The 1,067-nt window shown below is 64.5% G+C and carries 2 protein-coding genes; both read right to left on the bottom strand.

The features are described 5' to 3' along the window. Positions 1–67 precede the first annotated feature (67 nt). Positions 68–547 (bottom strand): HK97-gp10 family putative phage morphogenesis protein, encoded by a 480-nt coding sequence (locus SM764_RS22575; RefSeq protein ID WP_369002873.1) that lies wholly within the window; start codon positions 545–547, stop codon positions 68–70. A gap of 176 nt (positions 548–723) precedes the next feature. Then, positions 724–1,067, bottom strand: a 344-nt coding sequence (locus SM764_RS22570) for a head-tail adaptor protein (protein WP_369002872.1), incomplete at its 5' end; no start/stop codon positions are given.

Below are 1,067 nucleotides of genomic sequence, written 5' to 3'. Positions count from 1 at the left end.
TCAAAGACGCCCCAGACCACTGGATGCCCGAGGGTCTTCAGGAGATCCTTCAGCTCGCCTTCCATGCTCATGCGCCTGCCCGCGCCGCCTTGCGCCGCGCCCGCTCCACGGTCTTTTCGATTTCAGCCCAGGTCTCGCGCTTCAGGGTCTCCAGCATCTGCGCCTTGTTGGCATCCCAGGCAGGCCGCATGAAGGGCCGCGCAGGCATAGAACCAACAGATCGGCCGGTCGAAGCCTGCACCCGTGGCCCGGTGCCGAACTCGTAAAGGTGGCCGTGTGGTGCATCGCTGTCATCCGGCTGCACCGGCCCCACATAGAGCACCACCTTGCTGCGCCCCCGGTCACCGCGCGCCTCACGCGCCTGCCGGGCCGTCAGCTTGCTGGTGACCTTCACCGTGAAGGGCGACAACGCATCGGCCATCGCCGCAACCGGCTGCAGCGCCTTTTTCATCGCCCGCCGCTGCACGCCCTTTGCCGTTCCCCGCGCAAGCTGACCCAGCGCCCGCTCGATATCACCGGCGCCTTCGATCTTCATCTTGACTGACATGTCAGAGATCCTTGCCTCAATAATTGCACGTTAAACGTGTGCGCCGTTAACCATTCATTAACCAAGCGGGGTGCCAAAATGGGACCTTCTCTCGAAGCGGCAGCCCGTGGTGGGCTTGACCCCTCTTGCTCAACGCTGCGGGCTGCACGCTTCGGGAGATCCTCCGCTTGCAGCGATCAGACCTTCCACGCGGTGATCTCGATCCAAAGCCCGCGGCCGAGCTCCTTCACGCCGGTGATCTGCCACTCCGCCCCGTCAAACCGGATCCGGTTTTCACCGCTGACCGCCGCCAGCCGGACCGACCAGCGAACCACGAAGCGCGCATCCGTCTTCTGCTCCACAGAGGCCGCCCGCATGCGCTCGCCATCAGAGACCGGCGTGTATTCTGCCCGCTCCTGCGCATACTCCGCCCAGCCGGTGGCAACATCTTCCCCGGCCTCATTTTCTGCAAAGCTCGCCTGAAGGATCACGATCCGCCGATCCAGACGCGGCGCCGATCCCGCCTTCATCCTGAGAACGC

The sequence above is a fragment of the Pseudophaeobacter sp. 1A16562 genome, assembly GCF_041008785.1.
In the GTDB taxonomy this organism is placed as follows: Bacteria; Pseudomonadota; Alphaproteobacteria; order Rhodobacterales; family Rhodobacteraceae; genus Phycobacter; species Phycobacter gallaeciensis_A.
Note: the sequence above shows the minus strand (reverse complement) of the source record. Positions and strands in the feature narration are given on the sequence as shown.

Bases quoted from the DNA above. Each gene is read 5' to 3' on its own strand.
- SM764_RS22575 (WP_369002873.1), bottom strand. From the start codon at position 547: ATGTCAGTCAAGATGAAGATCGAAGGCGCCGGTGATATCGAGCGGGCG.